Source organism: Halopseudomonas laoshanensis, from assembly GCF_008365385.1.
Taxonomy (GTDB): Bacteria; Pseudomonadota; Gammaproteobacteria; order Pseudomonadales; family Pseudomonadaceae; genus Halopseudomonas; species Halopseudomonas laoshanensis.
The window spans coordinates 404,824-431,015 of the sequence record NZ_QOVF01000003.1 but is presented as its reverse complement, the minus strand read 5'-3'; the positions used below and the strand labels follow the sequence as shown (position 1 = coordinate 431,015).

The 26,192-nt window shown below is 58.9% G+C and carries 23 protein-coding genes; 16 read left to right on the top strand and 7 right to left on the bottom strand.

Features of this window, described 5'->3' with window-relative positions; all coding sequences use genetic code 11:
• Positions 1-48: 48 nt before the first annotated feature.
• Positions 49-1,725, top strand: coding sequence for a GGDEF domain-containing protein (locus DT594_RS12800; RefSeq protein ID WP_178091518.1), 1,677 nt, complete (start codon positions 49-51; stop codon positions 1,723-1,725).
• Between the two features lie 29 nt (positions 1,726-1,754).
• Here the strand turns inward: DT594_RS12800 and DT594_RS12795 are convergent, their stop codons facing one another.
• Entirely contained in the window at positions 1,755-3,041 is a 1,287-nt protein-coding gene (locus tag DT594_RS12795) for a DASH family cryptochrome (RefSeq protein WP_149333017.1), read from the bottom strand.
• Between the two features lie 291 nt (positions 3,042-3,332).
• On the opposite strand from DT594_RS12795, the gene DT594_RS12790 reads away from it, so the two are divergent.
• From DT594_RS12790 to DT594_RS12745, 10 genes are all read left to right on the top strand, one after another.
• Positions 3,333-4,205 (top strand): N-acetylmuramoyl-L-alanine amidase, encoded by an 873-nt coding sequence (locus tag DT594_RS12790; RefSeq protein WP_149333016.1) that lies wholly within the window; start codon positions 3,333-3,335, stop codon positions 4,203-4,205.
• 18 nt (positions 4,206-4,223) lie between these two features.
• Positions 4,224-5,453 (top strand): nucleoside recognition domain-containing protein, encoded by a 1,230-nt coding sequence (locus DT594_RS12785; protein ID WP_149333015.1) that lies wholly within the window; start codon positions 4,224-4,226, stop codon positions 5,451-5,453.
• Positions 5,454-5,651: 198 nt separating this feature from the next.
• Complete coding sequence (locus tag DT594_RS12780; protein ID WP_218574515.1) at positions 5,652-6,698, top strand: substrate-binding domain-containing protein; 1,047 nt, start codon at positions 5,652-5,654, stop codon at positions 6,696-6,698.
• A 156-nt stretch (positions 6,699-6,854) separates the two neighbouring features.
• Positions 6,855-8,243: a phosphate ABC transporter permease subunit PstC gene (gene pstC, locus DT594_RS12775; protein WP_149333013.1), complete on the top strand. Its 1,389-nt coding sequence runs from the start codon at positions 6,855-6,857 to the stop codon at positions 8,241-8,243.
• Positions 8,236-9,513, top strand: coding sequence for a phosphate ABC transporter permease PstA (gene pstA, locus DT594_RS12770; RefSeq protein ID WP_149333012.1), 1,278 nt, complete (start codon positions 8,236-8,238; stop codon positions 9,511-9,513). Before pstC ends, pstA begins: the two co-directional genes overlap by 8 nt.
• A gap of 11 nt (positions 9,514-9,524) precedes the next feature.
• Positions 9,525-10,421, top strand: a complete 897-nt coding sequence (gene pstB, locus DT594_RS12765) for a phosphate ABC transporter ATP-binding protein PstB (protein WP_218574514.1) — start codon at positions 9,525-9,527, stop codon at positions 10,419-10,421.
• Positions 10,422-10,451: 30 nt separating this feature from the next.
• Positions 10,452-11,174, top strand: a complete 723-nt coding sequence (gene phoU / locus DT594_RS12760; RefSeq protein ID WP_149333011.1) for a phosphate signaling complex protein PhoU — start codon at positions 10,452-10,454, stop codon at positions 11,172-11,174.
• 110 nt (positions 11,175-11,284) lie between these two features.
• On the top strand, positions 11,285-11,671 hold the full coding sequence (locus tag DT594_RS12755; RefSeq protein ID WP_149333010.1) for a DUF6152 family protein: 387 nt from the start codon (positions 11,285-11,287) through the stop codon (positions 11,669-11,671).
• A 17-nt stretch (positions 11,672-11,688) separates the two neighbouring features.
• The gene (locus DT594_RS12750; protein ID WP_149333009.1) at positions 11,689-12,165 is read left to right on the top strand and encodes a DUF2214 domain-containing protein; all 477 of its coding nucleotides are present in this window, start codon (positions 11,689-11,691) and stop codon (positions 12,163-12,165) included.
• Positions 12,166-12,290: 125 nt separating this feature from the next.
• Entirely contained in the window at positions 12,291-13,631 is a 1,341-nt protein-coding gene (locus DT594_RS12745) for a ribonuclease J (protein WP_149333008.1), read from the top strand.
• 12 nt (positions 13,632-13,643) lie between these two features.
• Here DT594_RS12745 and DT594_RS12740 read toward each other — a convergent pair whose 3' ends face one another.
• Both DT594_RS12740 and DT594_RS12735 read right to left on the bottom strand, forming a co-directional pair.
• Positions 13,644-14,945 carry an NAD(P)/FAD-dependent oxidoreductase gene (locus DT594_RS12740; protein WP_149333007.1) on the bottom strand — a complete coding sequence of 434 codons (1,302 nt, stop codon included), beginning with the start codon at positions 14,943-14,945 and terminating at the stop codon, positions 13,644-13,646.
• 57 nt (positions 14,946-15,002) lie between these two features.
• On the bottom strand, positions 15,003-15,497 hold the full coding sequence (locus DT594_RS12735) for an Lrp/AsnC ligand binding domain-containing protein (RefSeq protein WP_096345366.1): 495 nt from the start codon (positions 15,495-15,497) through the stop codon (positions 15,003-15,005).
• A gap of 147 nt (positions 15,498-15,644) precedes the next feature.
• Here DT594_RS12735 and DT594_RS12730 point away from each other — a divergent pair, with 147 nt between their 5' ends.
• The 3 genes from DT594_RS12730 to alr all read left to right on the top strand — a co-directional run bounded on the left by DT594_RS12730 (position 15,645) and on the right by alr (position 18,468).
• Positions 15,645-16,943 carry a D-amino acid dehydrogenase gene (locus DT594_RS12730; protein WP_149333006.1) on the top strand — a complete coding sequence of 433 codons (1,299 nt, stop codon included), beginning with the start codon at positions 15,645-15,647 and terminating at the stop codon, positions 16,941-16,943.
• The gene (locus DT594_RS12725) at positions 16,918-17,274 is read left to right on the top strand and encodes a RidA family protein (protein ID WP_149333005.1); all 357 of its coding nucleotides are present in this window, start codon (positions 16,918-16,920) and stop codon (positions 17,272-17,274) included. Before DT594_RS12730 ends, DT594_RS12725 begins: the two co-directional genes overlap by 26 nt.
• Before the next feature lie 102 nt (positions 17,275-17,376).
• Complete coding sequence (alr, locus tag DT594_RS12720; protein ID WP_149333004.1) at positions 17,377-18,468, top strand: alanine racemase; 1,092 nt, start codon at positions 17,377-17,379, stop codon at positions 18,466-18,468.
• Here the strand turns inward: alr and DT594_RS12715 are convergent.
• On the bottom strand, positions 18,437-19,978 hold the full coding sequence (locus DT594_RS12715) for a bifunctional GNAT family N-acetyltransferase/carbon-nitrogen hydrolase family protein (protein ID WP_096345370.1): 1,542 nt from the start codon (positions 19,976-19,978) through the stop codon (positions 18,437-18,439). The two genes, alr and DT594_RS12715, sit on opposite strands and share 32 nt — an antisense overlap.
• A gap of 154 nt (positions 19,979-20,132) precedes the next feature.
• On the opposite strand from DT594_RS12715, the gene DT594_RS12710 reads away from it, so the two are divergent.
• Both DT594_RS12710 and DT594_RS12705 read left to right on the top strand, forming a co-directional pair.
• Positions 20,133-20,681 carry a cupin domain-containing protein gene (locus DT594_RS12710; RefSeq protein ID WP_096345371.1) on the top strand — a complete coding sequence of 183 codons (549 nt, stop codon included), beginning with the start codon at positions 20,133-20,135 and terminating at the stop codon, positions 20,679-20,681.
• A 114-nt stretch (positions 20,682-20,795) separates the two neighbouring features.
• Positions 20,796-22,292, top strand: a complete 1,497-nt coding sequence (locus tag DT594_RS12705; RefSeq protein ID WP_149333003.1) for a helicase HerA-like domain-containing protein — start codon at positions 20,796-20,798, stop codon at positions 22,290-22,292.
• Between the two features lie 21 nt (positions 22,293-22,313).
• Here the strand turns inward: DT594_RS12705 and DT594_RS12700 are convergent, their stop codons facing one another.
• The 3 genes from DT594_RS12700 to algB form a co-directional block, all read right to left on the bottom strand.
• Positions 22,314-22,907, bottom strand: coding sequence for a DUF4136 domain-containing protein (locus DT594_RS12700; RefSeq protein ID WP_149333002.1), 594 nt, complete (start codon positions 22,905-22,907; stop codon positions 22,314-22,316).
• A gap of 138 nt (positions 22,908-23,045) precedes the next feature.
• Positions 23,046-24,821 (bottom strand): ATP-binding protein, encoded by a 1,776-nt coding sequence (locus DT594_RS12695; RefSeq protein WP_149333001.1) that lies wholly within the window; start codon positions 24,819-24,821, stop codon positions 23,046-23,048.
• Positions 24,818-26,164, bottom strand: coding sequence for a sigma-54-dependent response regulator transcription factor AlgB (algB, locus tag DT594_RS12690; RefSeq protein WP_149333000.1), 1,347 nt, complete (start codon positions 26,162-26,164; stop codon positions 24,818-24,820). Before algB ends, DT594_RS12695 begins: the two co-directional genes overlap by 4 nt.
• Positions 26,165-26,192 lie beyond the last annotated feature (28 nt).

Here is a 26,192-nt window from a genome sequence, read left to right as displayed (position 1 = left end):
GCCGCGGTTTGCCCTATAATCAGCAGGTAAACCGAAGCAGGTATGCTCATGTCCGATAGCCGCACCCCTCTTACCGCTACTAACATCAGTAATGTTAGCCCCCCATTCGACCAGTCAATTCAGGAAGAACTGCTCAAACGAGGGTTGGTCCGACTCAGTATTGCGGCTGACGGCATGGACCCACTGCTGGACAAACGGTTGAAAGAGTTGCGCCTGGCGCTGCGCAATGACGCTGCTCCCCAACTGCTTGCCGAGCTGATGCCCGACCTTGAACGGGCCGTGCTGGCAGCCGATGCAGCCCGCCAGGAGCGCCTGGAGAAGGTCACCAGTGGATTGCATGCGCTGATTCGTCAGCTGCAGAAACAGCCCGCGCCTGAAGATATTTCCAAAGCCCTGCAGCAAATGGCCAAGCGCCTGGACCAGCCCATCGAATACGCTTCAAGCGTACCCGAGCTGCTCAGCGAAGTGGTCAGCCTGCAAGCCAGCACGCTTGGCTCGGAACTCACAGGGACCAGACCTGCCGGCCTCTGGTCGCGGCTTTTCGGTAACGCCGCAGTGACGCCTATCAGTACTTCATCAGCGTTGAGTGCCGCTGAGCAGTCCAAATCCTTGCCAGATGATGAGCTTGCCCCTGCATTTTCCGACCCAGCCGGCGTGCTCGCTGGTGAGGAGCAGAACTACTCGCAGGTGGCCGCGCATATTGAAACCATACTGCTTAACCTGCTTGGCGAACTGCAGGTGCTCGACAGCCAGCAGACGCGGTGTGAGCAATTGCGTGAGCGGGTGACCAAGGGCCTGAACTGGTATGAGCTGGCTGCGGCCATGGACGAGTTGGCGGCGCTGGTCATGGGCGCTCAGCAAAGCCGCCAGGCCGATTTTGAGCGTTACCTGCAGCAGCTCAACAGCCGCCTGGCGCAGTTCCAGGGCAACATCGAGCAGGCGCATGAATCCTACAACGAATCGCGCGAGGTCGGGCGTGCGCTGGAAGGCAGCATCCGCGAGCAAGTGGAAGAACTGCATGTGGATGTGCGCCAGGCAACCGAACTGGAAAGCCTCAAAGCCAACGTTGAAGCGCAACTGAATGCGCTACTGAGCAATGTCGAACGCTCCAGACAACTGCGTGACGATCAGGAAACGCTTGTTGCCGGCCAGCTGGACACCATGGTGCAGCGCATTCAGGTCATGGAGGTGGAAGCACAAACCTTCCGCAACCACCTGGAAGAGCAGCGCCAGCGAGCGATGATCGACAGCCTGACCGGCATGGCCAATCGCGCCGGCCTGCAGAAACGCATGGAGGAAGAGTTCGAACGCTGGCAGCGCTACGGCGGCGAGCTACTGATGGCAGTGCTGGATGTGGATCATTTCAAATCGATCAATGACCGCTTTGGCCACCTGGCTGGCGACAAGGTACTGCGCCTGATCGCCCAGCAACTGTCGCGACGTCTGCGCAAGAGTGATTTCATTGGCCGCTTCGGCGGTGAAGAGTTTGTGTTGCTGATGCCCGGTACTACCGTAGAGCAGGCCGCTTCGGCGCTCGAAGCGCTGCGCCAGGGCATTGAAGAAAGCCCGTTTCACTTCAAAACCGAGCGCGTCACCATCACCATCTCGGTCGGTTACACCGCGTTCAAGCGCGACGACACTCTGGATGAGGTATTCGGCCGCGCTGACCGGGCGATGTACCAGGCCAAGGAGCAGGGCCGCAATCGGATCGTATCGGCTGACTGAGCACGCGCTGCAAACCGGGCCAGACCCAATCAGCGCGACCAGATTGCGACATACCGCCCCTCCGGATCGTGCTGCTCAACCTGTTTGGCGAGGTTAAATACGCGTCCGCCTCGGGGGTCATGCCCAACCCCAGCGATATAAGCCCAATTACCCCAATTGCTGGCTACGTCGTAATCCACCAGTTGCTGCTGGAACCAGGCAGCGCCCAACCGCCAATCCTGTTGCAGATCGTGAACCAGATAGCTGGCAACAATCTGCCGCGCACGGTTGGACAGAAAGCCGCTGGCATTCAACTCGGTCATGCAGGCATCGATAAACGGCTGGCCTGTCGCGGCATTGCGCCATTCGTTGAAACGCTGATCATGCCCTGTCGGGGGACTCCCCGCATGGAAGCCGCCGCGCCGAAAAAACCGTTTGCCGTGCAACCTCAGGCTCAAGCGAAAAAACTCCCGCCACAGTAGCTCGAACCATAACCAGTAGGTGGACTCGTTTGCGCCGAAGCGCGCTTCGTGGCAGCGCAGCGCGAGCACAATACTGCGCGGTGACAGACATCCGTGTGCCAAGGCCGCAGACAGCTTGGACGAAAAGTACCGACCGTGCAGTTGATTGCGCGTGCTTTTGTAGTGCCTGATCGCCCGGCTGCGCCAGAGATAATCATGCAGCCATTGTTTCGCAGCCGTCTCTCCCCCTGGATATGGCAGGGAGGAACGGGCTTCACGGGCAACAGGGCTGAGCCCTAGATCAGTGATGCAAGGCACTCCGGCAACAAGGCCCTGCGCCCCTGCGGGCCAACCCGGTAGTCGGTCCGGCGTCGCCAAAGTGTCGATAGCGGGTGGATATTTTTCCACCTGATGACGAAAGCGGGTGAATACCTGAGGCAATTTCTCCTCGGTAAAGGGCAGGTCCTCCAGCGCAAACAACGCATTGCTCTGGCGCAGCATAACTTGCGTGCCTTCAGGCAATGCGGCGGTTACCCGGCCCAGCAATGCCTGCTCATCCGGCGCGTGCTCATCATGGCTGACAACCCGGTCGATACCCAGCTGCGCGCACAGCTGTGGAAGAATGTGTTCGGCGCTGCCGATTCTTACCAGCAGCCCCGACCCCAACTGCTGCAGCGACGCATGCAGATCTACCAGGCTTTCCAGCAGAAACGTGGTGCGGCGCGCACCGCAGGCAGTGATGCCATGTCGGTCAGGTACGAACTCGGCAGGATCGAGACAATAGACTGGCAGGCAGGCATCGCTGCCCAACGCCTCCAGCAGCACCGGGTTGTCGTCTAACCGCAAATCGCTTTTGAACCAGACCAGCACAGACATCTTTCAATCCTGTATTTCCTGTACTTATCTTATACATTAAACATAATATGCATAATATTATTACCGATAGCGAGACGTCAGAAAATGCCTAACCTGCCTGTGCCCCCTCTTCCATGCCGCGGATGCCTGGCTGACTGCCCGAACCGGGCTAGCTGCCAAGGCAAGCCCTGGCGCAAAGATTTTTCCGGCCGCACTCAGGCGCCACCGGCGACCCGGCACTGACATAGCTGCATCGCAGGCCCGCCGCATGCTAGTCTCCCGGCTGACCCCAACCGGCCAGGATCTGCCCGCATGCCTCTACGCCTATTGCCGCTTGTATATCTGTTGTTGTGGCTGACCGGCTGCACCAGCGGGCTGAAGATCGATACTCGCTATAATTCCCCAAACCACGACAGTCGCGTGCAGTACTTGGTGCTGCATTACACCTCGTCAGGCTTTGAGCGTTCGCTTAATCATCTATTGGCTGGCGAAGTCAGCAGCCATTATCTGATTGGTGCAACGCCGCCAATTGTTTACCGGTTGGTGGACGAGAACCGGCGTGCCTGGCACGCCGGTGACAGCAGCTGGCAGGGTCGCACCTGGCTGAACAGCACCAGTATTGGCATCGAGATCGTTCACCCTGGCTATACCGATACTCCGGCAGGTCGCGTCTGGCACCCTTGGCCACAGGAACAGATCGATGCATTGATTCCGTTGCTGAAAGACATATTGCAGCGTCACGGGCTAGGCCCGGAACGCGTGGTTGGCCATAGCGATATCGCCCCACAACGCAAAGTGGACCCCGGCCCATTGTTCCCCTGGCGGCAATTGGCGGATGCCGGCGTGGCGATCTGGCCCGAGCAGCAGAAGGTCGAACACTATCAACGGCAACTCGGCGGCCAAACACCGCCTGTGCAGTGGTTCGAGATGGCGCTGGAGCAATTCGGATACAACCTGGCGCGAACGCCCGAGCAGGTCAATGCCAGCAAAAACCTGTTGGCCGCCTTTCAGATGCGCTTTCGGCCGGCCCGTTTTGATGGTGTCGCCGATGCTGAAACCGCGGCAATTCTGGCCGCGCTGGTACCGCAAACGGTCAACTCGCCGCTATGGTGCAACCCCGCAGCGCAAAGCATGACGCCGGCCGCACCGTCAGCTCTAGCGCCGTGCGCCCAACTTAACCGCTGAGAAACGGAACCGACCCCAATGCTTAATGGAATCTGGCTGAGCTTCTTCCTTGCCGCCTTCGCCGCCGCCCTCTGGCAATGGCTGGGTTTGGGCGACGCTGAAGTATTCAGCCGACTGGTCGCGGCGTTATTCGATATGGCGCGATTGAGTGTCGAGATTATTCTCGTGCTGGTGGGCACCATGACCCTGTGGCTTGGGTTTCTGGCGATTGCTGAAAAGGCCGGTTTGATCCGCGTATTGGCCAGAGTGCTGGATCCACTATTTCGCCGCTTGATGCCCGAAGTGCCCAGCGGCCACCCGGCGCTAGGGCATATCAGCATGAATTTCGCCGCCAATATTCTCGGCCTGGACAATGCCGCCACGCCGATTGGCATCAAGGCCATGCACTCGCTACAAAGCCTGAATCCGATAAAGGATACCGCCAGCAATGCGCAGATCCTGTTTCTGGTACTCAATTCCTCGTCATTGACCCTGCTACCGGTAACCATCTTCATGTACCGCGCGCAACAGGGCGCTGCCGATCCTACCGCGGTATTCCTGCCGATTCTGCTGGCGACTACCGCGTCGAGTCTGGTGGGCCTGTTCAGCGTTGCGCTGATGCAACGCCTGAAACTCTGGCATCCGGTGGTGCTTGCTTACCTGATTGGCGGCGGCCTGGCGCTCGGGTTGTTGCTGACGGCACTGGCAGGCATGTCCGCCCAGGCCCTGGCTGCCACCTCGACGCTGGTCGGCAACCTTACGCTGTTCGGCATCGTCATTGCCTTCCTGGCAATTGGCGCGCTGCGCAAGGTCAATGTGTACGACACCTTTATAGAAGGCGCCAAGGAAGGTTTCAGCTTTACCATTTCCCTGTTGCCGTTTCTCGTTGCCATGCTGGTGGCCGTCGGCGTGCTGCGTGCCAGCGGCATACTGGATGCCGGGCTCGACGGGATTCGCTGGATGGTCGAAGGCCTGGGCTGGGATACGCGCTTTATTGATGCCTTGCCGACTGCCTTTATCAAGCCGCTATCCGGCAGCGGGGCGCGGGCAATGATGATCGAAACCATGGATACCTTCGGCGTCGACAGCTTTGCCGCGCTGATGGCCGCGACCTTTCAGGGCAGTACTGAAACCACGTTTTATGTCCTGGCCGTGTATTTTGGCGCCGTAGGTATCACCAAAATTCGCCACGGCCTGGGCTGCGCCCTGCTCGCCGACCTGGCCGGCATGCTCACCGCCATTGCCGTCTGCTACTGGTTTTTTGGTTAGCGCCGCGGCCCGACTATTTGCCCCAAGACGACCCCAGGCGCGCGCTCTTTCCCCGCCAGCCATCTGACCTTGAGTGGCATGGCCTTGTGCCAAACAGGCTATTTCAATCGCTGTAACAAAGTTGTCACACAGAGCCATTACTGTTCTCACATCGGCAAAACAAACCCGGTACATAACGTCAAAATGGAGACACACGTGATGAAATTGAAGACAGCTCTTACCACTGCGGCACTCGCGGTCAGCATCGCTGCCGTATCTGCCCCAGCCATGGCTCGCGATACCATCAACATCGTCGGCTCATCCACTGTTTATCCGTTCGCAACCGTTGTTGCCGAGCGTTTTGGTCGTAACACCGACTTCCCTACACCTAAGCTCGAGTCCACTGGTTCCGGCGGCGGTTTGAAGCTGTTCTGTGACGGCGTGGGTACTCAGCACCCCGATATCACCAACGCTTCGCGTCGCATGAAGAAGAGCGAGTTCGACAACTGCCAGGCCAACGGCGTTAAAGAAATCACTGAAGTACGTATTGGCGCTGACGGCATCGTGATTGCCCAGTCCAATGAAGCAGACAAGATGAACCTGACCCTGGAGCAGGTTTACCTGGCACTGGCCAAGGAAGTTCCAGATCCCAAGGGCGGCGACAAGCTGATTGCCAACCCCTACAAGAAGTGGAGCGATATCGATTCCAACCTGCCAGACATGGCGATCAACGTAATGGGCCCGCCTCCTACTTCCGGTACCCGTGACGCCTTTGTTGAAATCGCGATGGAAGGCGGTTGCAGCAAGTTCGACTTCATCAAATCAATGGAAGAAGACGCCTTCAAGACCGCTTGCCACAGCATGCGTGAAGACGGTCCCTTCGTTGAGGCCGGTGAAAACGACAACCTGATCGTTCAGCGCCTGGCTCAGGACAAGAGCACTCTGGGCATCTTCGGTTACAGCTTCCTGATGGAAAACGAAGGCCAGATCCACGCTGTCACAGTTGACGGTGTAGCGCCCACGCCTGAGACCATTTCCGGTGAAGAGTATCCTGTTGCTCGCTCGCTGTTCTTCTACGTCAAGAAAGCTCACGTAGGTGTGGTACCCGGTATTGAAGAATATGTTTCCGAGTTCACCAGCGAAGGCGCCTGGGGCGACAACGGTTACCTGGTTGATGTAGGTTTGATCCCCAACCCGCGCGACCGTCGTATGGCCACAGCCAAAGCAGTTAAAGAGCTGACGCCGATGACCGGTAACGAACTGTAAGAAAAGCTACAGCTCGAAACGTCAGGGATGACAAAGGAGAACGCGGGCTACTCAGCCCGCGTTCTTTTCTTACGTTTGCGTGATTATTTTTGCTCGGCAAACTGGCAGACTACCCGCCACAGCTAGCTCAATTACGCCATCAACACAGAGACTGTTATGCAGACGGCCCATCTTTTGCTCTTGATTTTGGTGCTTACCCCCATCGCCTACAGCCTGGCACTGATGCGTTCCAGGGCCGTAGCCGAGCCACTTGGCGGCATCCGCAATCTCAAGGCGTTACCCTTTTACTATGCGGCGCGGGCTGCACTTTGGTGTGCGATTCCCGCGCTGATCGTTTTAGCCTTATGGGCGGCATTTGAAAGCAAGGTGATTCAGGGCATCGTCATCGCTTCGATGCCAATGGACGTCTGGCCGGATTCCGCCGGCAGAGCCAGCCTGGTGCTGTCCCAGATCAGCAACGTTGCCGCTGGCAGCCTCAATGCTAACAGCGTGCCCGAGCACATTGCTGAAGCGGCCAAAGTGTTGGAGGGTTTGCGCGATCGCAGCGATAACTTCAAGGCCATGCTGGTCGTGTTGATCGCCATACTTGGCGCTGCATTCGCTTGGACCCGAGTAATGCCGCATATCAACGCCCGCGAGAACGTCGAGCGCACATTACGCTGGATATTCTTTCTCTGTGCCGCAGTGGCCGTTCTGACGACCGCAGGGATTGTGTTCTCGGTCCTGTTCGAGACCCTGCGTTTTTTCGAAAGAGTGCCGATCACTGATTTCCTGTTCAGTACCAGTTGGAGCCCGCAAACTGCTTTGCGAGCTGACCAAGTAGGTTCTGATGGCGCTTTCGGTGTCATTCCGTTGTTTACCGGCACTTTGTTGATTTCCGCAATTGCATTGCTGGTAGCTGTGCCCACCGGGCTGCTCTCAGCGGTTTATCTGTCTGAATACGCCAGCAAGCGCGCCCGTTCCATCGTCAAGCCCTTGATGGAGATGCTGGCTGGTATCCCTACCGTGGTTTACGGCTTTTTCGCCGCCCTTACAGTGGCGCCGTTTATCCGCGACCTGGCCAGCATGGTCGGCCTGGAAGCCTCGTCTCAAAGTGCGCTGGCGGCAGGACTGGTCATGGGCATCATGATCATTCCCTTCGTCTCGTCGCTTTCGGACGACGTTATCAACGCCGTGCCGCAATCCATGCGCGATGGGTCTCTGGCACTGGGCGCCACTCAGTCCGAAACGATGAAGAAGGTCATTTTCCCTGCCGCGCTGCCGGGCATCATTGGGGGCATTCTGCTGGCCGCTTCGCGAGCCATTGGTGAAACCATGATTGTGGTGATGGCCGCAGGTCTTGCAGCCAATTTGACTGCCAACCCGCTGGAGTCGGTGACCACCGTAACGGTACAGATCGCCACACTGCTGGTCGGTGACCAGGAGTTTGACAGTGCCAAGACGCTTTCCGCGTTCGCCCTTGGCGCACTGCTGTTTATCGTCACTCTGGCGCTTAACGTGGTAGCTCTCAAAATCGTTCGCAAATATAGGGAACAGTATGACTAATCAACGTTCTCAGGCGGAAATCGTCCGCAGCTCGCTGAAAAAGCGTTATCGCAAGGAGCGCCGTTTTCGGGTTTATGGCCTGGTCGCGATCTTTATCGCGCTGGCGTCGCTGGTCATTCTGTTCGCCGACATCATCAACAAGGGTCATACCGGTTTTATCAAAACCACGATTACCCTGGATGTGACGTTGGACTCCGAGCAGATGTACCTGACCGATCCAACGGATGAAGAACAGCGGTCAATGGCTGACTTTATTGCGCCCATCATCACTGCGCTGGAGGAAAAGATCCCGGGGACGGAAAGCGCTGCAGACAAACGTGAGCTGCGTCGTCTGGTGGGAAATTATGCTGCCAACGACATCAGTGACCGGTTACGCGCGGACCCTGAGCTTCTGAATACCACTGAGACCTTCGTCTTCCAGGCGCATGATCAGGTGTCTGTCTACGTCAAACATGCAGACAACCCCAGCTACAGTGTTCGCCTGTCAGAGCAGCAACAACAATGGGTGGACTACCTGATGGAAGAGGGTGTGATAGGCACCAGCTTCAACGACACCCTGTTTAGCCGTGGTGATTCGCGCGAGCCCAGCAACGCCGGCATCCTTGGCGCGATCGTTGGCTCGCTGCTGACAATGCTGGTGACGCTGGTGATTGCGTTCCCTATGGGTATCGCAGCGGCGGTGTATCTTGAAGAGTTCGCTCCGCAAAACAAGATCACCGACTTTATCGAGGTAAATATCAACAATCTGGCGGCAGTGCCTTCGATCATCTTTGGTCTGCTTGGCCTGGCGGTATTTATCGGCCTGTTCGGTATGCCACGCTCGGTACCCGTAGTCGGCGGCCTGGTACTGGCGTTGATGACGCTGCCAACCATCATCATTTCCAGCCGCGCGGCAATCAAGAGCGTACCGCCCTCAATTCGCGAGGCAGCGGAGGGCATCGGCGCCTCGAAGATGCAAGTGGTTCTGCATCATGTAATCCCCCTGGCGATGCCGGGCATGCTCACCGGCTCCATCATCGGTATGGCCCAGGCCCTGGGTGAAACCGCACCGCTGCTGCTGATCGGCATGGTCGCGTTTATCGTTGATGTACCTGACGGCTTTTTTGATTCCGCCACCGTGCTGCCGGTGCAGATTTACCTGTGGGCAAGCAGTTCGGAGCAAGGCTTTGTGGAGCTGGCATCGGCCGGCATCATGATCCTGCTAACTTTCATGATCACGATGAACGCATTGGCCATCTGGCTGCGCAAACGCCTTGAACGCCGGTGGTAAAGGAGATAATTATGAGCATCAATGAAACCATTACCAGTGAGGCTGGAATGCACAAAGAAACGATTATTCCAGTGCAGGATCCGATTGCAGAATCCAAGCGTGAAAACATTCATGTCGAAGAAGGCAAAACCGTTGGCACGCCCTATTCTGATGACCCCAAGTTCAAGCTGCGCAACGTCGAAGTCTTTTATGGTGAAGCCCGGGCCATCAAGAACATCAGCCTGGATATTTCCCGTAATGAGGTGATTTCTTTTATCGGACCCTCAGGCTGCGGCAAGTCGACCTTTTTGCGCTGCCTGAATCGCATGAACGACAGCATCGACATCTGCCGGGTCAAAGGCGACCTGTTGCTCGATGGTGAAGATATCTACCGCTCCAAGAACGATGTAGTGGAACTGCGAGCGCGGGTCGGTATGGTGTTCCAGAAACCCAATCCGTTCCCCAAGTCCATCTATGACAATGTCGCCTACGGCCCGCGTATTCATGGCCTGGCGAACCGCAAGTCCGAGCTTGATGACATTGTGGAAAGCAGCCTGCGCAAGGCCGGCCTGTGGGACGAAGCCAAGGACCGTCTGGACGGCATGGCTACCGGCCTGTCCGGCGGCCAGCAGCAGCGCCTGTGTATCGCCCGTGCGATCGCAGTAAGCCCCGAAGTCATTCTCATGGATGAGCCATGCTCGGCGCTAGACCCCATCGCCACTGCCAAGGTGGAGGAACTGATTGCCGAGATGTCGGAAAGTTACACTATCGTTATCGTTACCCACTCCATGCAGCAGGCCGCACGTGTATCCAATCGCACTGCGTACTTCCACTTGGGGCATCTGGTAGAAGTGAATGAAACCACCAAGGTATTCACCTCCCCGGAACACGACCTTACCGAATCCTATATTACCGGTCGCTTTGGCTAACCCTGGATTGTTGGACACTGGAGAAGCGTTATGACAGATAAAAAAGACGATGTGTACGGCGATCACATTTCCCACAAGTTCAATGATGAACTGATGGATCTGAAATCCGAGTTCCTCAAGATGGGCGGCATGGTCGAGTCCCAGGTTGAGCGGGCCATCCATGCCCTGGTCGAGAACGACGGCCATCTGGCCGATGAAGTGCGCGCCGGCGACAAGAAAGTCGACCGCATGGAGATGGACATCGACGAAGAGGCAACGCTGATCATTGCCCGGCGTCAGCCCACCGCCCGCGATCTGCGCCTGGTTATTTCGGTGATCAAGATGGTCGCGGATCTGGAGCGGGTTGGCGACGAGGCGAAGAAGATTGCCAAGTTTGCCATCAAACTCTCGGAAGAGGGCCAGGCGCCACGCGGCTATGTGGAAGTGCGGCACATCGGCGATCACGTGCTGAGCATGTTGCGTGACGCACTGGATGCCTTTGCCCGCCTGGATTCCGAGCAAGCGCTGCGGATCATGAAGGAAGACAAGCGCGTTGATGAAGAATACCAGGCAGCCACGCGCTCCTTGCTGACCTTCATGATGGAAGATACCCGCAATATCTCCCGTTGCATGTCGGTCATGTGGGTATTGCGCGCGCTGGAACGGGTCGGCGACCACGCCTGCAATATCGCCGAGAACGTGATCTTCATGGTCAAGGGCGAAGACGTGCGTCACACGCCAGTGGAAGAAGCCGAGAAAGTAGTCGGGCGCTGATCCGAACGCGCAGATCGGGTGCCGCCAGGCTAACTGAGCGGCACTGTTTCTCCTGTCGGCTGTCCTAGTGATTGAGGCGCCATTGCCCTGATATGCAAACAGGAGTCATCATGAGCTTTCCATCGGCAGTCACTCGTTCCCTTGGCATCACTGCATTGGCGGCCCTGTTTGCCGCCCCCGCCCTGGCCCATCATGGCTGGTCCTGGGCTGAAGAAGATCAGATGCAACTGACCGGCACGGTCAGCGAAGTGCGCATCAGCCCTCCGCACCCCTCGATCGAGCTGGAAACCGAAGATGACGGTCAATGGCGCATCGAACTGGGCAAACCCCGTGGCACCGCACGTGCCGGTTTTGACCAGGACTCTGCCAAGCCCGGCGACGAGATTACGGTTATCGGCAACCGTTCCCGTGACGCGGCTGAAAAACGCATGAAGGCGGTGCAGGTTATCGTCGGTGACAAGACCTACGATATCTACCCCGAGCGTGTGCAGAACTGATCGGGCGTCGCGCCTGAATGGAAGACAGTCTCTGGTCAGCACTGCCGGCGTTGCCGCCGGCTGAATGGCTGCGCCGCTCCAACCTGGCCTATCTGCTGGTCAACGCGGCGCATATTGCCGGGCTGGGGATGCTGCTGGGCAGCATTATCACTCTGGATATGCGCCTGCTGGGCCTGTTTCGCCAGGCGCCGTTACAGCCGCTGGCTCAGGTACTGAGCCGTACAGCTGCCGGCGGGTTGGTATTTGCCATTATCACCGGCACCTGGCTGTTCCTGGTCAACGCGCCCGAATATGTAGGCAATAACGCGTTCCTGAGCAAACTGCTGTTGGTAAGCCTGGCCGTTGCCAACGCGACATTCCTGCACTCTCGAAGGCATTGGGCATTGGCCTTGCAAGAGGGTCAACCAAACCTGCCGGTACGTATTCATGCGTTACTCTCGCTACTACTCTGGCCGGCCGCACTGGTTGCCGGGCGCTGGATCGGCTTTCTCTAGGCGGGCATATGCTGCTTCCTGCCGTTAGTTTGCCCGCGAACCTGACTCTCACCCTGGCCCTGCGGGTATGGCCGCGCCCCTTGGCGGACTGTTAAGCTGGCTGCCTATTCCGACTGGACATACCCATGCCCGCCCCGCGTTTCGATCAACTCCACCGTCAGCCAGGCCCGTTCTTTCTGGCACTGGGCGGTACCGGCATGTTCGGCGCGAATTTCTACCTGTTCGGTTCTGGGGGGCAGTGGATTGCCGTCGATTGCGGCTTCGCCCTGCAAGCCACGCCAGGCGGCAGTAATCAGGTCTCGGTCCCTAGCCTGGAGGCCCTTGAGAAGTACGATATCAAGCTCTCGGCGCTGCTGATTACCCATGGGCATGAAGATCATATTGGCGCGATTCCGCACCTGTGGCGGCAATTGGACTGCCCGCTGTACGCGAGCCCGTTTGCCGCCCGGCTGATTCGTAACAAGCTTGACCCCAATCTGACCTGGCCGCGTCTGCAGGAGATAAAGCCGCTCGAGCCCATCGGCATCGGCGCCTTTCAGGCCGAGTGGATCCCCGTCACGCACTCGATCCCCGAGTCCCATGCGATTGTGCTCGAAGTAGCAGGCAAACGTATTTATCACAGCGGCGACTGGAAGCTGGATAATGACCCGGTGGTAGGTGAGTTGACCGCCCAGGCGCGCCTGCAGGCGATTGGCCGAGCGGGGGTGGATGTAATCATTGGCGACTCGACCAACGCGCCGGTAACCGGGGCCAGCCGATCCGAAGCCGCGGTGCAGAACGGGCTGCAGGATGCCATCCGTCCCTGCCAGCAACGGGTCGTGGTGACCTGTTTCGCCAGCAACCTGGCGCGCCTGCATAGCCTGGCCGAGATTGCCTTCGATGCGGGCCGCTATGCCGGACTGCTGGGCCGCAGTTTGCTGACCATGCATAGCGCCGGCCGCGCGCAGCGCTACCTGAACGCGCAACCCGGCTTTATCGGGCCCTGGGAGCTCGGCTTCCTGCCGCGCGAGCAGCAGCTATGGATCTGTACCGGCAGTCAGGGCGAACCGGCAGCCGCGCTGGCGCGCCTGTCGAGCGGTAGCCATCCGCATTTGAGCCTGGAAGCGGGTGATACTGTGCTGTTTTCCTCGCGCCTGATCCCTGGCAATGAAGAAGCCCTGGCCCGGATCAAGGCCGGCTTGAAAGCGCAGAACGTGCACGTGATCGATGATGACATGGCGCCGATCCATGCCTCCGGCCATCCGCCCCAGGAAGACCTGCGCACACTCTATGGTTGGCTGAAAGCGCGCTACCTGCTGCCGGTGCACGGTGAGCTTTACCACCAGAAGGCGCATATGGAGTTTGGCCGTAGCCTGGGACTCAGTGGCCTGGTACCCAGCAATGGCGAGCTGATCGATCTCAGCTCCCAACCCTGCAAGGTTGCCGATCTGCCCTGGGGGCTCTCGGTACCAGCCGGCAGAAAATAGCGCGCCGCGGCTTCAGAAAGCTTCCTTGATCTGCTCCCACATCATGCCCATCGCCAGCAGCGGTGCGCGCAAGTGTTTGCCGCCGGGGAAGGTCATGTGCGGTACCCGGTCGAACAGCTCGAAGCCGCTGCTGGCCTGGCCGCTAATGGCCGCGCCCAGCAACTTTGCCGCCAGGTGCGTGGCATTAATACCGTGGCCGGCGTAGGCCTGGGCATAAAAGACGTTGGCCTGCTCCGGCAGCTTGCCGATTTGTGGCAAGCGGTTGGCGCCTATGCCGATCATACCGCCCCACTGATAGTCGATTTTAACCTCGGCCAACTGCGGAAACACCCGCAGCATCTTCGGCCGCATATAGGCGGCTATGTCCGCCGGGTCACGCCCGGAGTAATGACAGGCACCACCAAACACCAGGCGATGGTCAGCGGACAAGCGGTAATAATCCAGCGCCACGCGCTGATCACACATAGCCATATTCTGCGGGATCAGGGCACGTGCGCGCTCCTCTCCCAGCGGTTCGGTAGCAATCACATAGCTGCCGGCGGGCAGCACCTTGCCACTCAGTTGGGGCTGCAAATCACGCAGATAGGCATTGCACGCCAGCACCAATTGGCCGGCGCTGACCGTTCCGCTGGCTGTGTGCACTCTGACTCTGGGGCCGTATTCGATGCCGGTTACCTGCGACTGCTCAAATAAACGCACACCCAACTGCTGAGCAACTACCGCTTCACCCAACAACAGATTGAGCGGGTGCAGATGGCCGGAGCCCATGTCTGTCATCGCCCCGGCATAGAAGTCGGAGCTCACCACCTGATGCACCTCGGCGGCTTCAAGAATGCGCATCTCTGCGCCATAACCGAGCTCGCGCAGCTCCTGCATCTCGGCGCGAAAGGTATCCAGATGTCGCGGCTTGTTCGCCAGGTCGGCGTAGCCCCAGGTCAGATCGCAGGCGATATCGTGCTTCTCGACCCGGCGCTTGACCAACTGCACGGCTTCCAGCCCCATCAGTTTGAGCTCGCGCACACCCTGCTCACCGATCACATTGGTGAACTGCTCCAGGCCATGGCCGACGCCGCGAATCAACTGCCCACCATTGCGCCCACTGGCACCCCAGCCGATCTGGCTGGCCTCCAGCAACACCACTGACAACCCGCGTTCGGCCAGTTCGATAGCAGTATTGACCCCGGTATAGCCGCCGCCGACTATGCACACATCTGCCTCCACAACCCCAGCAAGGGGCGGGCAGTTCAGACGCATATTGGCGGAAGCGATATACCAGGAAGGGGCTGGCTGGTTTTGCGGAGTAAGAGAAAGCATCGAACGGTCCGTTTGAAATAGCGAATTAATGTAAATTAAATTTTACGCAGGATAGCACTAATCACTTTCCGGTACAGGGATCGCCAGGCTTTCCTTGATCTCTTCCATGACGATATAACTCTTTGACTCCCTTACGCCGGGCAGTTTCAACAGAATATCGCCGAGCAACTTGCGGTAGGAAGCCATTTCCGAAATGCGCGCCTTGATCAGGTAATCAAAATCACCCGAGACCAGATGGCACTCCAGCACATGCGGCAGCTTGATCGCTGCACGACGGAACTCGTCAAAGATATCCGCCGACTTGGAAGACAGGCTGATTTCGACAAATACCAACAGGCTGGCCTCAAGCTTCTGTGGATTGAGCTGAGCGCCATATCCCAGAATGAACTTCTCCCGCTCCAGGCGTTTAACCCGCTCCATGCACGGCGTGGTGGACAAGCCGACCCGCTCACCGAGGTCCACATAGGACATTCGTCCCTCGGCCTGCAGCAGCCGCAGAATATGCCGATCGATCTTGTCCAGCTCCCGACTTGAAGCTCTACGTGTTTTCATGAAAAAACTCTTCCAGTCGGATTAATTCAGAATAAATCACTGCACTTTACCTTTTTTTCAAACCAAGCCACTGCTCAACAGCTCTTAGAATAGCAATATCGCCCACATGGGCAAATTGCCTTTTCGGTTTGAGACGGAGTGAAGGTCATGCACGTAATGATTCTCGGCAGCGGCGTTATTGGTGTGACCAGCGCCTGGTATCTGGCCAAGGCCGGGCATCAGGTCACGGTGATCGACCGACAGCCCGGCCCTGGCCTGGAAACCAGCTTCGGCAACGCCGGCATGATTTCCCCCGGTTACTCTGCGCCCTGGGCCGCGCCGGGCGTACCGGTCAAGGCGCTGAAATGGATGGCTGCGCAGCATGCGCCCCTGGCCATCACCCCTACCGCCGATCCCCACCAGTATCGCTGGATGATGCAGATGCTCGGCAACTGTACCCAGGCCCGCTATGCGGTGAACAAGGAGCGGATGATGCGCCTGGCCGAATACAGCCGGGACTGCCTGATGGGTTTGCGTGAGGAAGCCGGGGTCGAGTACGAACACCGCGAAAAGGGTACCCTGCAGCTGTTCCGCACCCAGAAGCAACTCGACGCCGCCGCGCAGGACATGGCCGTGCTGGAGAGTTGCGGCGTACCTTATCAACTGCTCGACCGCGCCGGTTGCGTCAATTACGAACCGGGCCTGGCGCCCAGCGCCGAGAAGATCGTCGGCGGTTTGCGGCTCCCGAATGATGAGACCGGAGACTGCCATCTGTTTACCACCAGCCTGGCGGCCAAGTGTGCGGAGCAGGGCGTGGTATTCCGCTATAACCTGAATATCCAGGAACTGCTTACCGACGGCGATCGCATTACCGGTGTACTCGCCGATGATCAGGTGCTGCAGGCCGATAGTTACGTTCTGGCGTTGGGCAGCTACTCGCCGCAACTGCTGCGCCCCCTGGGCATCGAGGCGCCGATTTACCCGGTCAAGGGCTACTCGCTGACCCTTCCGGTGGCCAACGATGCCATGGCGCCGGTGTCCACGGTGATGGATGAAACCTACAAGGTGGCCATGACGCGCTTTGCCGATCGCATCCGGGTTGGCGGCATGGCCGAACTGAGCGGATTCGACAGCAGCCTGCGGGCCAAACGCCGCGCTACACTGGAGATGGTGGTCAGCGACCTGTTTCCCCAGGGCGGACAGTTGCAGGAGGCGAGTTTCTGGACCGGTTTCCGGCCGATGACTCCGGACGGCACGCCGATTATTGGAGCCAGCCCGTTGCGTAACCTGTTCCTGAACACCGGCCACGGCACACTCGGCTGGACCATGTCCTGCGGTTCAAGCCAACTGCTGGCCGATCTGATCGGCGGCCGTACCCCGGCCATTCGCACCGAGGGCCTGGGCCTGGACCGTTACACCACTCACAAGGAGATTCGCCGGCATGTCAGTACAGCGCTTGCACACTAATCAACGCATGAGCCAGATCGTTATCCACCAGGACACCGTCTATCTGGCAGGCCAGGTGGCGGCCGATGATGATCTGGACAAGAACGCGGAAACGCAGACCCGCAGCACCCTGCAGGCCATCGAAAAACTGCTGGCCGAGGCTGGCACTGACCAGACGAAAATCCTCTCGGTGACCATCTACCTGAAGGACATCAATGCCGATTTCGAGGCAATGAATCGGGTCTGGGATGAATGGCTGCCGGAAGGCACTGCACCCGCTCGCGCAACCGTGCAAGCGCTGCTCTGCGAGCCGGAAATTCTGGTAGAGATGTCGGTGATCGCCGCGGTCTGAACGGCATCCTCTCGGTGACCCTGATTCCCGTGCGGCATCCGGGTCTGATAATCTAGGCCCTGGCGGGGCTGTCCAGCCCCGTATTTTTTACAAGAAGCCAGCATGCGCCCAGCCCACGCCCTGATCGATCTCGACGCCCTGCGCCACAACTATCGGTTTGCCAAAAGCCTAAGCAAAAGCCGCGCCTTTGCCGTGGTCAAGGCCAATGCCTATGGCCATGGCGCGGTGGAATGTGCCCAGGCCCTGGCTGATGACGCCGATGCCTTTGCCGTCGCCTGTATCGAAGAAGCACTGCAGCTGCGCGCCGCCGGGATTCGACAGCCGATTCTGCTGCTGGAAGGCTGGTTCGAAGCCAGCGAATTGCCGCTGATCGTCGAGCACCAACTCTGGAGCGTAGTGCACCACCACGGCCAGGTGCAGGAACTGCTGGCTGCTCAGCTCGGCACGCCGCTGCATATCTGGCTGAAACTGGATAGCGGCATGCACCGCGTGGGCTTTTCTCCCGCGGAATATGCCGGCCTCTGGCAGCAACTGGAGCGCAGCCAGAACGTTGCCAGCCTAGCCAGCATGACGCATTTTTCCCGCGCGGATGAACCTGAAACCGGCCGCACCGAAGAACAGCTGGCCACCTTCCAGCGCGTGACCCGGGATCTGAAGGGCCCAACCAGCCTGTGCAATTCGCCGGGCGTGCTGGCCTGGCCACAAGCCCACGGCGATTGGCTGCGGCCGGGCATCATGCTCTATGGCGCGACACCCTTTGAGTTCGAACAGGAACATGCTGCCCGGCTCAAACCGGTCATGCAGCTGCAATCCAAGGTTATCGCCGTGCGCGAATTGCCCGCCGGCGAGCCGATTGGTTATGGTTCACGCTTCATCACCCAACGACCCACCCGGGTTGGCGTGGTTGCCATGGGCTATGCCGACGGCTACCCGCGCCACGCTACAGACGGCACGCCGGTACTGGTCGACGGCCAGCGCAGCCAGATAATCGGCCGGGTATCGATGGACATGCTCACCCTGGATTTGACCGACCTGCCGCAATCCGGCCTGGGCAGCAACGTGCGCCTGTGGGGCGAGGGCTTGAATGCCAGCGAAGTTGCCAGCCACGCCGGCACCATTGCCTACCAACTGTTCTGCAATCTCAATCGCGTGCCGCGTCGCTTTATTTCTTCGACTTCTTCTTTTTCCACTTGAGCGTGAACAGGTCGTTGCGACGGTCCTTGAGATTGGTCACCGAACCTTCGTTGCGCACCAGCTTCAAGCGGTTGTAGTCCAGGTCGGAGAAGAAAATCATCTCGGTATTTGGCGTGGTTTCGTTGAGCACCGCGTCGTGCGGGAACGGGAAGTCCGACGGCGAGAATACCGCCGACTGAGCATACTGAATCCCCAGGTTCTCGATAGATGGCACGTTGCCGACGCTGCCACAGAGCACCACGTAGCATTCGTTCTCGATGGCCCGGGCATGGGCGCAATGGCGCACGCGCAGATAGCCGTTCTTGGTGTCGGTCCAGAAGGGTACGAACAGCAGATCCATATCCTGATCGGCCAGCAGCCGTCCCAGCTCCGGGAATTCAACGTCGTAACAGATCAGAATACCAACACGGCCGGCATCGGTATCGAACACCTGCAGATCGTCACCACCCTGGATAATCCAGTCGCGACGCTCCTGCGGCGTGATATGCAGCTTGGCCTGACGCTCTTCGGAGCCATCGCGGCGCAGCAGATAGGCAACGTTGTACAGTCGTCCGTCCTTGCCTTCCTCCACCATGGAACCGGCAATGATGTTGATGTTGTAACTGACCGCCATGCGCAACATCTCCGAACGGAAACGCTCGGTAAAGCTGCTCAGGAAACGAATCGCTTCGACATCATCGGTCTGGTCACGCAAGCCCATCAAAGGCGCATTGAACAGCTCGGGGAACACTGCAAAATCACTGCCGTAATCCGACAGCGCATCAACGTAATACTCTACCTGTTCCAATACCGCTTCGACTGACGCAAAACGCCGCATCTGCCACTGCACAGCACCTACACGCACCTGAGTACGGTTGATCTGCAGCAGCGATTCATGCGCTTCGTAGAGAATGTTGTTCCACTCAAGCAGCGTGGCATAGCCCATGGACTTCTTGTCTTCGGGCAGGTAGCGGCGCAGCAGTCGCTTGACCTGAAAGTCATTGGACAGCTGGAATGACAGGATCGGGTCATGTACTTCCTTGCGATCCACCGCCTCGATGTATTCGCTCGGCTTCATCTCATCGGCATGCAGGTGATAACCGGGAATGCGACCACCGGCCAGAATCGCCTGCAAATTCCGCGAGCGGCACAATTCCTTGCGCGCCTCATACAGCCGGCGGCCAAGGCGGTGACCGCGATACTCGGGATCGATCAGTACATCCAGACCGTAGATGGCGTCGCCATCGGCCTTGTTCGGGATAATCTCGGTGGTGCCGATCAGATCCTGGTACCGATGCGGGTCGGAAAACACGTCGTAATCGACCATCACGCTCAGTGCCACGCCGATCAGTTTGTCGGCATCCACCAACGCCAGTTGGCCGTCAGGAAAATCGCTGATCAGTCGCGAAATGGTCTTTTTTGGCCAGGCACCGCCAATATCGTCATATACCTTGTCCATCAGCACCTTGAGCTGCGGGTAATCACTGGGTTGCAGTGTGCGCAGGGTAAGGTGCAGGTCTTCCAGATCCATTCGGCAATCCTCATTTTCTATCATGGCAAACAATCGGCCATATGACCGCGTATGTTAACAGGTGTTCAAGCATCCCCGTTGATGCGTTGTAAATTCTGAACAGTCATGCAATCATTCTGGCCATTACCCGCTGAGCTGCTTGGAGGAATCGATATTGGACGTGGGTGCCCGACTCAAAACCATAAGAAAGCTCAAGGGCCTGTCCCAACGTGAACTGGCCAAACGAGCAGGCGTGACCAACAGCACTATTTCCATGATCGAGAAAAACAGCGTCAGCCCTTCGGTAAGCTCGTTAAAAAAGGTGCTGGCTGGCATCCCGATGTCGCTGGTGGATTTCTTCTCACTTGAAGTCGAAGACGACAACCCACGCAAGGTCGTCTACCGTGCCGAAGAACTGCTGGATATCGGCGCCGGCGAGGTGACCATGAAACTGGTCGGCAAGGGCCACGCCAACCGCGCGTTCTCCTTCCTCAACGAAACCTATCCACCCGGCTCCGATACCGGCCCGGACATGCTCAATCATGACGGCGAAGAAGCCGGCACTGTGGTCAGTGGTCAGCTCGAAGTGACCGTTGGCAACGAAGTGTTCGTACTGGATACGGGCGACAGTTACTACTTCGACAGCAATCAGCCGCACCGCTTTCGTAATCCCTTTGACGTACCCTGCCTGCTGATCAGCGCGACCACGCCGGCCAACTTTTAAGCCATTCCGAGCACTGCCGGGGCGGCGCAAGCCGTTCCCGGCCGCTGGCCACTCCCGGCACGGATAAAACAGTCTAAACTGGGCCCTGCGTAACCTTACCCAGGAGCTATACCCATGCCTGACGGCCATTCCCAGACCCTGTTAATCGGCGGCAACGCCCACGGCTCGGTGAGCCTGATGGCGCGCATGGCCAACCGCCACGGCCTGGTGGCCGGCGCTACCGGCACCGGCAAGACCATTACGCTGCAAATCATGGCGCAGGCCTTTTCCGATCTGGGTGTGCCGGTTCTGGTGCCGGATATCAAAGGCGACTTCTCCGGTATTGCCAAGCCAGGCGTGCTCAGCGACAAGCTTCAGCAGCGCGCGGACAAGGTCGGTCTGGGGCCCCTTAGTGCGCTGGGCGCACCCACCGTTTTCTGGGACGTTCACGGCGAGCATGGCCACCCCCTGCGGTTGACCATCAGCGACTTCGGACCGGTGATGCTGGCACGGCTATTGAATCTGAACGAGACCCAGAGTGGCGTACTGCAGATCCTGTTTCGGGTGGCCGACGATAACGGGTGGCTGCTGCTGGATCTCAAGGACCTGCGCGCCATGCTCACGCATATCAACGAGCAACGCGCCGAGATTGGGCCGCGCTATGGCAACGTGTCCGCCGCCAGCATCGGCGCCATCCAGCGCGCGCTGCTGAACCTCGACAATCAGGGTGGCGAGAAGCTGTTCGGCGAGCCAGCGGTGACCCTGGAGGACTTCCTGCAAACCGATGCTCAGGGCCGCGGCGTCGTCAATATTCTGCACGCAGCGCGGCTGTACCGGGACAGCCCACTGGCCTACTCGAGCATTCTGCTGTGGTTGCTTTCCGAATTGTTCGAGCAACTGCCGGAGGTCGGCGATGCGGACAAACCCCGCTTCGTGCTGTTCTTCGACGAAGCTCACCTGCTGTTCGCCGATACGCCAAAAAGCCTGGTGGACAGGATCGAGCAGGTTGTGCGGCTGATCCGCTCCAAGGGCGTGGGTGTTTATTTTGTTACTCAGAGTCCACTGGATGTGCCAGAGTCCATCCTCGGCCAGCTCGGCAACCGCGTGCAGCACGCACTCCGAGCCTTTACCCCCAGGGACCAGAAGGCGGTACGCAGCGCCGCGCAGACCTTCCGCAGCAATCCCGAGCTGAACACCGAGCAGGCCATCACCGAACTCGCGGTCGGCGAAGCGCTGGTTTCCCTGCTGGACGAAAAAGGCGTTCCCACCCCGGTGCAGCGCGTGCTGATACGGCCGCCGGTAAGCCAGATGGGCCCCATCAGCGATCAGGAACGTAGCGAGATCATCAGCACTTCAGTGCTGGCGGGCGTCTACGACCGAGAGCTGGATCGTGAGTCGGCCTACGAGATTCTGCAGGCTCAGGCAGAAAAGGCGCTATCGGAGGAAACCGCAAAGACCCGCCCTCAGGAACAGGCGCGAGCCGCGTCCAAAGCGCGTAAACCGGCTGCCAGAGCAACCTCAACCTGGACCGATATGGCCAGCTCCCTGGGCCGTAGTGCGGCCAGAGCATTCGGCACCCAGTTGGGCCGGCAAATTCTGCGCGGCGTGCTCGGCTCCCTCAAGGGCCGTTGAGAGAGCCAGCATCAATCAGCCTCAGTAGGGTGGGAAACCGCCCAGAATCTTGGTGACCATTTCCTGAATCTGCTGCGAACGCTCTGCTGGTGTCAGGGGAGTGCTGCGCAACTGTTGCTCGTCACTGCCGCGCCACACCAGTTGACCATCGTCGAGCAGATCGATTTGCAGGGTTAAGACCTGGTAGTCCACCGAGCGCGTTTCAGCATAACCGGGACCACCGCCCCAGCCACCACCCCAACCGCCCCAGTAAGTACCAAAGGAGCCGCCATAACTGGTAGTGACGTTATCTTCGCGCATCTCGCTGATCACATAGACCTTGACCTGCAGATCTGGCTCTTGGCCGGGCTGAACCGGGCGCAGGCCACGGACATCCAACTGGCCGCTGACCGCATCGCGGATACGCTGGGTAGTCAGATCGCTCTGGATACGCGGGTCGCTGGCCGGCGTGTAACTCACCGCCTCTTCTGCCCAACTCCAGTCCCGGTACTGGGTGAAATCACGGTTGGTGTCGAAATCGCGCTGGATTGGCGCTGCCTGACAGGCTGCCAGCAGCAACACAGCGACCCCGAGCGTGAGAGATTTGGTTGTGGAGTGCAGTCGAGAAGCAAACATTAGAATCACCCGCCATAGGCCGATAGGGAACATTGCTTTGCAAACACGCCTGTGTGCGCACGCCCTTGCAAATACAGTACTACGGCATCAGACCTACAATACCGCGTTGCGGTTCGCAGCGCTCTGTTACCAGACGCGTCACAACGGCAGGGCCAGATAAAAATGCGCGCCCTGACCGGGTTTGGACAGTAGGCCCATGTAACCGCCATGCAATTGCACGATCTCCTTGCATAGTGCCAACCCCAGCCCAGCCCCGCCTTTCTTGCCGCCGACCTGTACAAAGGGTTCAAAAACCCGGGCCTGCTGGCTGTAGGGAATACCCTCGCCGTTGTCTTCAACGCCGATAATCACCCGCTCCGACTTGCGCCGCGCACGCAGCACTATCTGGCCACCGCTGTCCGTGTGGCGCAGGGCGTTGCCGATCAGGTTGTCCAGCACGCGCTCAATCTGCAACCGGTCCAGCTCGACCTTGGGTAGCTCGCCTTCGGTTTCGATGGTGATGGAGATATCTCGCTCGCCCGCCTGACCGGTAAAGCGCTGCTGGGTATTGATCAGCAACGGCTCCAGATCACAAGGGGCCGGATCGATCTTCTGCAGTCCATTCTGATAACGCGAGAAATTCAGCAGATCGTTGATCAGCCGCACCAGACGACGCATTTCCTCGTCCACGGTGTTCATCAGATCCGATTCGCGGCTGCCGGGCTGCGCATTGGCCCCTTCTTGCAGCAGCGCGAAGGCCATATGCATGCCGGCTACCGGCGTGCGTAACTCGTGGGAGGCGCGCAGTACGAATTCACTGCGCACGCGCTCGAATGCACGTTGCTCGGTTACGTCGCGCAGCACCATCACCGCGCAGACGAAATGCCCTTCATTATGGATAACCGACGACAGGCTGTAGCTGAGCATGCGGGTTTCACCGTCAGCCTCGATCTGTAGATCCTGCTCGCCGTGCTCCTGATAATCATCCTTGAGCAGCTTGTGCAGTTGCTCATCCAGCTCCGGCAAACCCAGCACCTCACCCAGATGCTGACCCAGGTGACGCTCATCACAACCCAACTGGCGCTGTGCTACCGGGTTGATATGCTCGATACGCGCCGCGCAATCGAAGATCAGCAGGCCGTCGTCGATACTGTCCAGCACTGCCTGCAAGCGTTTCTGCTCGGCCTGTAGCGCGGCGATGTCGCTATTGCGAAATTCTTCCAGCGATGCGGCCATAAGTCCGAAACGCTTGGCCAGGGTCGACATTTCGGCGATCGGCGAAATAGGCAGCACCACCTTGAAATCGCCTTTACCGATGCGGTCAGCGGCCCTGGCCAATGACTCAATTGGCCGACCAAAGCGCTGGGCGATGCTGTTGGCGGTAATCAGGCCGATCAGCAATACCGCCACAGCGATCAAACCCATCAGCCCGGCAACCAGCCGGGCTCGTTCGCGGGAGCTGTCTTCGGCCGCTTCCACCTGGGTCACGTAGCGCATCTGCACGGCGCTGATGCGGTCACGCATGGCATCCACCGCCCGGCCAAACTCGTCGTTGCGCAGCAGCTCGCGGCGTACGGTGAACGGCTCGCTGATCAGCAGGCTGTAGGTCGCGTAGGCATGCCGGATTTCCTCGGTGGCCTGTACATCAGCCTCGTTCATCGCGCTGGACGCGGCGGTGTCGAGCCAATTACGGAAGTGCGCATCGGAAGCCGCCAATGCACCGCGATCCAGGTCTTCAGCCAGCAGCAGCGTCACCTGGCGACTCAGTTCATGGCTGAGCCCGAGGGTTGCCTGGATGATGCTCAGATTCCGCGTCATCGCGGTGTTCTGCGTCTTGGTCAGATGCAGCACACTGAACAATCCCAACAGCAAGCCGACTACCGCGACCGTCAGCAGCGCGCTACTGCTGAGGAACAACCGGCTGCGCAATTTCATAATGCCAACTGCTTGCGCTTGCGATACAAGGTGGAGGCGTCAATGCCAAGGGTCTTGGCGGCCTGATCCAGAGTTTCACTGTTGGCCAATACTGCCGCGATATGCGCCCGCTCGAGCTCGTCGAGACTCAGCTCATCACCCACCCGCGGCGCACTATTGAGTGCTGGACCGCTGAAACCCAGGTGACTGACCTGCACCTGGTCATCGGTGCAGATAATGCTCGCACGCTCGATGACGTTGCGCAGTTCACGAATGTTGCCCGGCCATGAATAGCTCAGCAGCGCGGTCATGGCCTCTTCAGTGAAGCCCCTGGCCGGCGTACTGTAGGCCTTGACGAAGCGCAGCAGGAAGCGTTCAGCCAGCTCGGCAATATCTTCCACACGCTCACGCAGTGGCAGCAATGTCAGGGTGATAACGTTCAAGCGGTAGAGCAGATCCTCACGGAACCGGCCGTCGTCGACCATATCCTTGAGGCTGCGGTTGGTCGCGGCAAGAATCCGCACATCCGCTTGACGGGTGACCGGATCGCCGACCCGTTCAAATTCCTTGTCCTGGATGAAGCGCAGTAACTTGGGTTGCAACGTAAGCGGAAAATCGCCGATCTCGTCGAGAAACAAGGTACCGCCATCGGCCTGACTAACCCGCCCGAGCGTGTTCTCACTGGCGCCGGTAAAAGCGCCCTTGGTATGACCAAAGAGCTCACTTTCCATCAGCTCCGAGGACAGCGAAGGGCAGTTAATGGTGACAAAGGACTTTTTCCCGCGCTGGCTCCACTTGTGCATCGCCTTGGCCAGCTCACCCTTGCCGGTGCCGGACTCGCCGAGAATCAGAATGTTCGCGTCAGTAGAGGCCACCTGCCGTGCGGTATCGAGAATCGCCATCATCGCTGGCGATCTCGAATCCAGGCCCTCCTGCGGCTTGCCAACCTGGCCCTCGAGCTGCTCGATACGCGCCACCAATTGGCGTGCCTTGAGCTGCTTGGCCGCGCTCATGCGCAACTGCTCCGGGCTGCATGGTTTGACCAGGTAATCCGAAGCGCCGGCCTGAATGGCGTCGACCGCGGTATCCACTGCCGAGTGCGCGGTGACTATGACCACCGCCATCCACGGCGCCAACACGCGCATCTGCGCCAGCACATCCAGGCCGCTGTCTTCACCCAGACGCAGATCCAGGAAACACAGATCGAACACGTGCTGCTGCAGCAGCGCCTCGGCCTTGGAGGCCGAGTTGGCTGTGGATACCTGATAGTTCTCATCTTCCAGGCAATAACGGAAAGTGCGCAAAATAGCTGATTCATCATCAACCAGAAGAATACGTCCGCAGGGTTGTTCCGCCGGTTCCATTTTCCGCTCCTGACCTCTTTCCGGAATT